General features: G+C 65.0%; 6 protein-coding genes. 2 read left to right on the top strand and 4 right to left on the bottom strand.

Annotation, left to right across the window (positions count from 1 at the left end; translation table 11 throughout):
- Positions 1 to 47 precede the first annotated feature (47 nt).
- Positions 48 to 2153, bottom strand: coding sequence for a S9 family peptidase (locus tag XI04_RS08210; protein WP_038973073.1), 2106 nt, complete (start codon positions 2151 to 2153; stop codon positions 48 to 50).
- A gap of 142 nt (positions 2154 to 2295) precedes the next feature.
- Here XI04_RS08210 and XI04_RS08205 point away from each other — a divergent pair, with 142 nt between their 5' ends.
- Together XI04_RS08205 and XI04_RS08200 are read left to right on the top strand one after the other, a co-directional pair.
- A complete protein-coding gene (locus tag XI04_RS08205; protein ID WP_271610648.1) occupies positions 2296 to 3732 on the top strand; it encodes an MBOAT family O-acyltransferase in 1437 nt (478 codons plus the stop codon).
- Entirely contained in the window at positions 3732 to 4832 is a 1101-nt protein-coding gene (locus tag XI04_RS08200) for a hypothetical protein (RefSeq protein WP_271610649.1), read from the top strand. The genes XI04_RS08205 and XI04_RS08200 overlap by 1 nt, the downstream gene beginning before the upstream one ends.
- 175 nt (positions 4833 to 5007) lie before the next feature.
- Here XI04_RS08200 and XI04_RS08195 read toward each other — a convergent pair whose 3' ends face one another.
- The 3 genes from XI04_RS08195 to XI04_RS08185 form a co-directional block, all read right to left on the bottom strand.
- Positions 5008 to 6195 (bottom strand): pyridoxal-phosphate-dependent aminotransferase family protein, encoded by a 1188-nt coding sequence (locus XI04_RS08195; RefSeq protein WP_038950765.1) that lies wholly within the window; start codon positions 6193 to 6195, stop codon positions 5008 to 5010.
- Positions 6196 to 6301: 106 nt separating this feature from the next.
- The gene (locus XI04_RS08190) at positions 6302 to 7027 is read right to left on the bottom strand and encodes a thermonuclease family protein (RefSeq protein ID WP_152102090.1); all 726 of its coding nucleotides are present in this window, start codon (positions 7025 to 7027) and stop codon (positions 6302 to 6304) included.
- 297 nt (positions 7028 to 7324) lie between these two features.
- Positions 7325 to 8849, bottom strand: a 1525-nt coding sequence (locus XI04_RS08185; protein ID WP_271623556.1) for a hypothetical protein, incomplete at its 5' end; no start/stop codon positions are given.

Below are 8849 nucleotides of genomic sequence, written 5' to 3'. Positions count from 1 at the left end.
CTTCGCGGGGACGACAGCGGAAGGTGTTGCGACGGCTGCGGCTAACGCTACACCCCGGCCTCCGCCATCCCCGCCGCCCACAGCGCGAACGCATAGACGATCGCGACCTCATCGAGCCGGTCGAACCGCCCCGAGGCGCCGCCATGGCCGGCGCCCATGTTGGTGCGGAGCAGGACGGGGCCGCCGCCGCTCATGGTAGCGCGCAGGCGCGCGATCCATTTCGCCGGCTCCCAATAAGTCACGCGCGGATCCGTGAGCCCGCCCATCGCCAGGATCGCCGGGTACGCCTTCGCCGCGACATTGTCGTAGGGCGAGTAGGACAGGATCGTTCGAAAATCCTGCTCGCTCTCGATCGGGTTGCCCCATTCCGGCCATTCCGGCGGCGTCAGCGGCAGGGTGTCGTCGAGCATGGTGTTGAGCACGTCGACGAACGGCACCTCGGCGACGATCCCTGCGAACAATTCGCCGGCGCGGTTGGCGACCGCGCCCATCAGCATGCCGCCGGCCGAGCCACCATGGCCGACGATGCGCTTTGCGCTCGTGTACTTCGCGTCGATCAACGCCTGCGCGCTGGCGGCGAAATCGTCGAACGAATTCGTCTTCTTCTCGCGCTTGCCGTCGAGATACCAGCCCCAGCCCTTGTCGGCGCCGCCGCGGATATGGGCGATGGCGTAGACGAAGCCGCGGTCGACCAGCGACAGGCGGTTGGCGTTGAACGAGGCCGGCATCGCCATGCCGTAGGAGCCGTAGCCATAAAGCAGCTGCGGCGCCGTGCCATCGAGCTTGAGCCCGCGGCGGTAGAGGATCGACACCGGCACCTCGGCGCCGTCATGCGCCTTTGCCGTGATGCGCGTGGTGACGTAATCGGCCGCGTTATGGCCCGACGGAATCTCCTGGCGCTTGCGCAAGGTGCGCGTGCGCTTGACCATGTCGTAGTCATAGACTTCCGACGGCGTCGTCATCGACGAATAGGCAAAGCGCAAATTCGTCGTCTCGAATTCGTAGGAGCCCATCGTATCCAGCGAATAGGCGGCCTCATCGAAGGCGATGGCATGCTCCTCGTTCGAGACGAGATCGCGGATCACGATCGCCGGCAGCGCATTGGCGCGCTCCAGCCGCACCAGATGGCCGGCATAGAGATCGAGGTCGATGAGGTAGATGCCGGGACGATACGGGATCAGATCGCGCCAGTTCTTGCGCTCGGGCGAAGAAAGCGGCGCGGTGACGATCTTGAAGTCGATGGCATCGTCGGCATTGGTGAGGATGAAGAGCTGATCGCCGCGATCGGCCAGCGAATATTGCACGCCTTCCTCGCGCGCCGCGACGAGGCGCGGCGGCGCCTCGGGGTTGGCGAGATCGATCAGCCGCTGCTCCGAGGTCTCGTGGTCGCCGCCGGCGATTACGCAGAAGCGGCCGCTGGTGCTCTCGTGCAGATGGGTGAACCAGCCGGCATCCTGCTCTTCATAGATCAGCGTGTCGTCGGCCTGTTTGGTGCCGAGCCTATGCCGCCACACCTGCATCGGCCGATGGTTGTCGTCGAGCTTCACATAGAAGAAGCTCTTGCAATCCGCGGCCCAGACCACGCCGCCATCGGTCTCCTCGACCACGTCGTCGAGATCCTTGGCCGTAGCCCAGTCGCGCACGCGGATCGAAAAATATTCCGAGCCCTTGGTGTCGGCGCTCCAGGCCTGCAGCTTGTGATCATACGAGTGCCGGCTGCCGCCGAACCTGAAATATTTGTGGTCTTTGGCAAGCGCATCGCCGTCGAGCACGATCTCGCCGTCGCCGCCGTCGCGCGGCATGCGGCCGAACAGCTCGTGCTGTCCACCCCCGCGAAACCTGCGGAAATAGGCAAACGGGCCGTCCGGCGACGGCACGCTGGAATCGTCCTCCTTGATCCGCCCGCGCATCTCCCGCACCAGTGTCTTCTGCAGGCCGGCGGTGTGGCCGAGCAGGCTGTCGGTGTAGACGTTCTCCTCATCCAGATATTTGCGGATGTCGGGATCCAGCACCTTGGGATCGCGCAGCACCTCCTGCCATTTCGCGTCCTTCAGCCAGGCATAGTCGTCGGTAACGGTGATCCCGTGCCGCGTGAAGGAATGCGGCCGGCGCGGGGCGACGGGGGGCTGGGAAGGGGTTTTGGCCTGGGTCACTCGGTCCTCATCTCAATACGTGTTCCATCTTATATCGTCCCGATTCCACGAATTGCCAGCACGACTCCGCCAGGCCTGCCGGGTTGTTGACCGGCCCCTTGTATGCTTTACGGACCAATATCCCCGCCGCCGGTCCAGCCTGATGCTGTTCAATTCCTACCCGTTCATCCTGTTGTTCCTGCCCGTCGTTCTGGCCGGCTATTTCTGGCTCGGGCGGCGCAGCAATCTCACCCCGGTGATCTGGCTGGCGCTGGCCTCGCTCGCCTTTTACGCCATCGGCAACTGGCAGTTCGTGGCGCTGTTGCTGCTGTCGATCGCCTTCAATTACGGCGTCGGCCATCTCCTCATCGTGGCGAAGCTCGGCCCGTCGCACCGCAAGGCGGCGCTCGCGCTCGGTGTCGTCGGCGATCTTCTCGTGCTCGGCATCTTCAAATATGCCGGCTTCCTCACCGAGAACCTCAACGCCTTGTTCGGCACGCATGCCGCGGTTCACATCCTGCTGCCGGTCGGCATCTCCTTCTACACGTTCACGCAGATTGCGTTCCTGGTGGACGCCTATCGCGGGCAGGTCGCAGCCTATGCGCTGGCGCACTACGCGCTGTTCGTGACTTATTTCCCGCATTTGATCGCCGGGCCGATCCTCCACCACAAGGATATGATCCCGCAATTCGAGCGGAAGGAGACCAAGCGTCCGGACGGACATCTCATGTTGTGCGGTGTCATCATCTTTGCCATCGGCCTGTTCAAGAAGACCTGTCTCGCCGACGGCATCCAGCCGCTGGTCGCACTCGCCTTCGAGGCGCGCTCGCCGAGCTTCGACCAGGCCTGGCTCGGCGCACTTGCCTACACGTTCCAGCTCTATTTCGATTTCTCCGGCTATTCCGACATGGCGATCGGGATCTCGCTGATGTTCGGCATCTTCCTGCCCGTGAATTTCAACTCGCCCTACAAGGCGTCCAGCATCGTCGAGTTCTGGCGCCGCTGGCACATGACGCTGTCGCAATTTTTGCGCGACTATCTCTATATCCCGCTCGGCGGCAACCGCCACGGCCGCGTGCTGCGCTACCTCAATTTGATGATCACGATGCTGCTGGGCGGGCTCTGGCACGGTGCGGCCTGGACTTTTGTCATTTGGGGCGCGCTGCACGGGGCCTATCTCTGCGTCAATCACGCTTTCAACGCCCTGATGCCAACCATTCCGTCGGTCCTTGCGCGTCCGGTTCGCATCGCCGGAGCAGCGCTGACGTTCCTCGCCGTCGTCGTCGCCTGGGTGTTCTTCCGCGCCGAGAGCGTCGCATGGGCGCTGCGCGTCCTTCACGCCATGGCCGATCCCTCGAACATCGTCTTTGGCCGTGAGGAGATCGCGGCGCTGGTGCTGATCTCCATCTACGCTGCGCTGGTGTGGCTGGCGCCGAACACGCAAGGCATCTTGGGATACGATCACGCTAACCGCCGGGTCGGCGAGAACTTGCGGGCAGGGCGCATGCGGCCGCTGTTTCTCTATGGCGCATCGCTGGTGCTTGCGTTCGGCATCTTGGGCATCCAGAGCCACAGCGAATTCATCTATTTCCGGTTCTGATGCGCGGGCCGTTCACCAGTCTCAAGCGTCTTCTGCTCGCGAGCATCGCATTCGTGCTCGGTGCGGCCGTGCTCACCTACGTCGTCGATCCCCTGCAGCTGTTCCGCCCCTCGCGCACCGCCTTCTATTCCGACGACACGCGCGTGCAGAATGCCGGGCTGATCCGCAGCCAGTCGTTCGACACCGCCTTCATGGGCACCTCGCTCGCGATCCATTTCCGCCAGAGCGACATCGACCGTGCGCTCGGCGTTCGCTCGCTCAAGCTGGCGATGACCGGCTCCAACTCACGCCAGCAGGCCTTCGTGCTGGAGCAGGCGATCGACCGCGGCGCGAGGCGCGTGATCTGGGCGATGGACGATTTCATCTTCGTCGATGCGGCCGACATCGAGGCCGATCCCTATCTGTCCGTCGATCTCTATCGCGGCACGACCAAGGGCATCGCGTCCTATCTGTTCAGCGCCGCGATGGCGAAAGAGGCGCTGTTCGCGCTGCTGCGGTCGGTCCCGCCGTTGCAAGGGCCGCTGACCCGCGCGGCGCCGTTTCTTCCCGTCAAGTTCGCGCTGGCTGATGTCGACGACATCTACGCGCTGCCGCGGGATTTCGACGTCGCGCGCGAGTACAATGCGAAGAGGACGCTCGCCGCCTTCGCCTACATCACGAGCCCCGTGCGCAGCCGCTTTCTCGGCGAAGGCTACGGTTATGACGCCATGGCCGGGCATTTCGAGCGCGATGCCGTCGGCCTGATCACGCGCCACCCCGACGTGAACTTCGATATCTACTTCCCGCCCTATTCGGTCCTGCAATTCGTTGCAATGCGCGAAGCCTCGCCCGAGACGCTGAAGATCGTCACTGACCTGACGGCAGTCGTCGCGCAGCGCCTCACGCAGCTTCCCAATGTGCGTCTGCACGATTTCCGCGCGATCAAGGCGGTGACGCACGATCTCGATAATTACGGCGACGTCATCCACCATTCGCCGGTGATCGATGCGAAGGTGCTGCAATGGCTGGCGAATGGGGAATATCGGGTCGATCCGAAGCAGCCGACAGCGTCGCTGGATGAGCTGAAGTCACAGGTCGAGGCGTATCGTGTGCCGAAGTAATCGCGGCAGACTCAGTCGTCGTCCCTGCGAACGCAGGGACCCATAACCCCAGGAGGAGTTTGGCGAAGACAAGCAGCGAAAAGTCTGGGCGCGGTATTGCGACCGCGCCCCATCGATAAATCCCGCGGTATGGGTCCCTGCGTTCGCAGGGACGACAGCGGAGTATGTGGCGCCTCTACACCGCCACCTCGTCGCCGAGATACGCCACCGCCGCCTCCAGTCCGCCCTTGCCGTGCGGGATCTTCAGGGCGTTCAGGCCGATCTCGATCACCCCGAGCGTGCCGAGCAGCATCGGCGCGTTGACATGGCCCATATGGGCGATGCGGAAGGCCTGGCCCGAGAGGTCGCCGATGCCGGTGCCGAGCACCACGCCGCACTTGTCCTTGCAATAGCGTTGCAGCACCGCCGGATCATGGCCGTTGCTCATGGTCACCGTGGTCACGGTGTTGGAGCGCTCGCTGGCCTCCGCCACGTTGAAGCCGAGCACCTGGCCTTCCGACCATGCGCCAACCGCGCGGCGCGCGGCTTCGCCGAGCAGGCTGTGGCGGCGGAAGGCGTTCTCCAGGCCTTCCTCGTGCAGCATGTCGATCGCCTTGCGCAAAGCGAACAAGAGATGCACCGGCGCGGTGCCGGCGTATTTGCGATAATTCTCGGTGCCCTCGCGCTCGCTCCAGCTCCAATAGGGCGTCGACATGTTGGCCTTCTTGTGCACCTCGAGCGCGCGCGCATTGGCGGCGACGAAGCCGAGGCCGGGGGGCGTCATCAGGCCCTTCTGCGAGCCGGACATCGCAACATCGATGCCCCATTTGTCCATCTCGAACGGCATGCAGCCGAGCGAAGCGACGGTGTCGACCATGTACAGCGCCGGATGGCCGCTCGCCTTGATCGCCTTGCCGATCGCCTCGATGTCGTTCTGCACGCCCGAGGCCGTGTCGACCTGGACGACGACGACGGCCTTGATGGTGTGCTCCTTGTCGCGGCGCAGGCGCTCCTCGACCTCGTGCGGCCGCACCGCGCGGCGCCAGTCGCCCTTGAGCACCTCGACCTCGGCACCCATCAGCGCCGCCGCATTGCCCCAGCCGATCGCGAAACGGCCACTCTCCAGCACCAGCACCTTGTCGCCGCGCGACAGCACGTTGCTCAGCGCCGCTTCCCAGGCGCCGTGGCCGTTGGCGATGTAGATGTAGGACTTGCCCTTGGTCGAGAACAGTTTCGAGATGTCGCCGAGCAGGCTCTCGGTCAGGTCGAGCATCTCCTTGGAGTAGATGTCGATCGCCGGACGATGCATCGCCCGCAGCACCTCGTCGGGCATGGTGGTGGGCCCGGGGATGGCCAGAAATTCCCGGCCCGCGCGAACGGTCATTGCTCTTGATCCTTGTTGCTTGAGAACGGACTGGTGAGTTTGTTGAATCAGGTTTTACGCGCCGTGAACCGCCAAGAAAAGCACGCAAAACGCAGGTCTGGGGCTCTCATCTCTTGGTCTCGCGGCAGCCGGCGGCTTCCGCCTCTTCGACCGAGCAGAACCAGCGGGTGCCCTTGCTGATCTTCATCTTGATCTGGGTGTACCAGCGGCTGGTCGGCTGGTGAAAGATGCATTCTCCGGCGCTGTTGACGTTGCCCTTGATGGTGCAATCCGGGGAGGGCGCCACCGATCCCGAGGCCGAGGCGAGCAGCACCGCATGCGCCCCGTCGGGCGGCTTGGTGGCGCCGAGGATGACGGTCTTCTTGTTGCGCTCACGCCAGTCCCAGGGCGCGATGAAGGCGCCCTGCCACATCCCGGCTTTTGCCTCACGCGCGGCGGCCTCGTCGGGCTCGTAGTCCTTGGAGATGCGGGTGTAGGCCAGCGCCCAGCCGCTGCGCACCAGCCATTTCTGGATGTCCTCGCCGCCGACCTCGCAGCGCGCCACGGTGCGGCCGCGCCGGTCGATCGAACGGGTATGGCAGACCCAGCTCTTGCCCTCGGCGTATTTGGCGAGCTCGTCCCGCGCCGCGACGCCGCAGGTCCAGCGTTCGCTCTTGGTGTTGAGGCAGAGCTGGTCGACCGCGGGCGCATCGATGCCGCCGAGCCGGATCCGCGTGTTGCCGATCACCACGGCATCGCCGGCGCGCACCTTTGCCGTGCCGGTGATGTCCGTGGCCAGTGCCAGTGACGGGAGAGCGAGGAGAGACAGCGCAATCAGGACTTTTCGCAACATGCCGGCCCGCGTGTGATGAAATGTCGATAGAGCGCGCGATTGTGGTCGGCTTTTGGCCATCGGGCCAGCTTATGCTCAACAGATAGGCTTTCAACTTCCCGTCATTGCGGGAGGTCTCTCGGCTCGTGTCCCGGACGCGGTGCGGCGTGTAACGCCGCTCCGCAGAGCCGGGACCCAGAAATCCACAGACACATCTCGCGGAGGCATGGGCCCCGGCTCTGCAGCGCACCGCACCGGACGATGCTTCGCATCGCCGGGGGCGCTGCGCTGCGTCCGGGGCACAGGTACAGTGCGCCCTCACCCCCGCGTCATCGCCCGCTTCGCTACCGCGAGCCCCATCAGCACGAACGCCGACGTCACCTCCGGCCCGCCCACCAAAATCCGCGTCGGCGTCTTCATCTTGTTCCACTCATAGGCGCGGAACGGGCCGCGGCGGCCGCCTTCGCCGAGACCGGCGACGATCACGTTCAGTGCCGGCGCGAAGGCGCGCGGGTCGGCGCCGAGATGGCCGAGCGCGATCAGCGCCAGCGCCGCGTCGAACACGTTCATCTCCGCGGCCATCAGCTCGCCCTTGACGTAGGACAGCACGCGATGGCGGATGAAGTCGAAATCGCCTGCGGGATCGATCGCGGCCTGCGCCGCCAGCGGCAGCGCCAGGAACGCCGCATAGCAGCGGCCGAAATAGGCACTGTAGAGCTCGGGCAGATAATAGATGTGCGAGCGCGGATTGGCGAAGGCGCCGCTCGCCGCCAGCCGCTTCTGGAAGCCGATGATGCGGTGCACCGTGGCGAGCCGCGCCGGCGTCTCCAGAATTTTCCAGCGCGCCAGGTTGCGAAAGCTCACCTCGAGAATGTCGAGATTGAGCGTCGGATCGAGATCGTTGCCGTAGGGACGCTCGCCCTTGAGGTTGTCGATCCAGGTCGCGACGCCGCCCTCATAGTCGATATTGTCGTTGAGCGGCACGGTCACGCGCGGCTCGTTGACGCCGGCGCGCACCTGATAGCCGGCGTAGAAATCCAGCAGCGGCTGATCGAGGACCTCATCAAGGCAGCCGGCCTGCGTCGCAGCGGAGATCGAGCAGGCCGTGGTGTCGCAATCCGGCACGTAAACGCCGAAGCCGAGATCCTGCTTGATCTGCGCGAAGTAACGGGAAAAGCGCGGATGCGGCGCGGGCGCCAGCGCGGTGACGACGTTGAAGCGCTCACCGTCGATGCCTTCGACCTCCTCGCGGCTGATGTTGACGCAGAAATCCACCATGTCGGCGATGGCGCGCTCGGCTGCAATCTTGTCGGCCGGCGAGGCAAGTCCGGTCTCGCCATAGCTCAGCAGCGCTTCGATGAAGAACGCATCGTAATAGGCCGAGCGGTGGCGGATCTGCACCGGTTCCCACATCGGCTCCGCGATGCCGGTCCAGGGCGGATTGACGACGGCGCGCGCCGGCGTGCGCGCGATGAAGACACGGGCGAGGTTGAACAGCAGCGAGGAATTCTTGTAGCCGCGTGCGTTGAGGCCCGTGAGCGCCATGATCAGCTCGCGCCCACGAAAGTCAGGGTCGCCGATCAGATTGAAAGCGGCGTAGGTCGGCAGAAAGCCGTTTCGGCGGTACGAGCCGAGCAGATGCTGCGCGCAGTCGCGGATCACGCCGTCGATCTGCGCCTCTGGCGGCGCGGAGCCGGTGAACATCGCCGGCGGCGGCCTGGGATGGTCGAGCGCGATGCTGTCGACGAGATCGGCGACCGGCTGGCCGACCGCCGCCCAGTCCGGCTCGGCCTCGTCGCGGGCGCGCGCCAGCGCCGCGCGCAGCGCCGTCAGCCTGGCCTCG

Source organism: Bradyrhizobium sp. CCBAU 11430 (genome assembly GCF_028128855.1).
Lineage (GTDB): Bacteria > Pseudomonadota > Alphaproteobacteria > Rhizobiales > Xanthobacteraceae > Bradyrhizobium > Bradyrhizobium ottawaense.
Note: the sequence above shows the minus strand (reverse complement) of the source record. Positions and strands in the feature narration are given on the sequence as shown.

Excerpts from the sequence above, each read along its gene's own strand:
- XI04_RS08205 (WP_271610648.1), top strand. The coding sequence starts at position 2,296 with ATGCTGTTCAATTCCTACCCGTTCATCCTGTTGTTCCTGCCCGTCGTT.
- XI04_RS08200 (WP_271610649.1), top strand. The coding sequence starts at position 3,732 with ATGCGCGGGCCGTTCACCAGTCTCAAGCGTCTTCTGCTCGCGAGCATC.
- XI04_RS08195 (WP_038950765.1), bottom strand. The coding sequence starts at position 6,195 with ATGACCGTTCGCGCGGGCCGGGAATTTCTGGCCATCCCCGGGCCCACC.
- XI04_RS08190 (WP_152102090.1), bottom strand. The coding sequence starts at position 7,027 with ATGTTGCGAAAAGTCCTGATTGCGCTGTCTCTCCTCGCTCTCCCGTCA.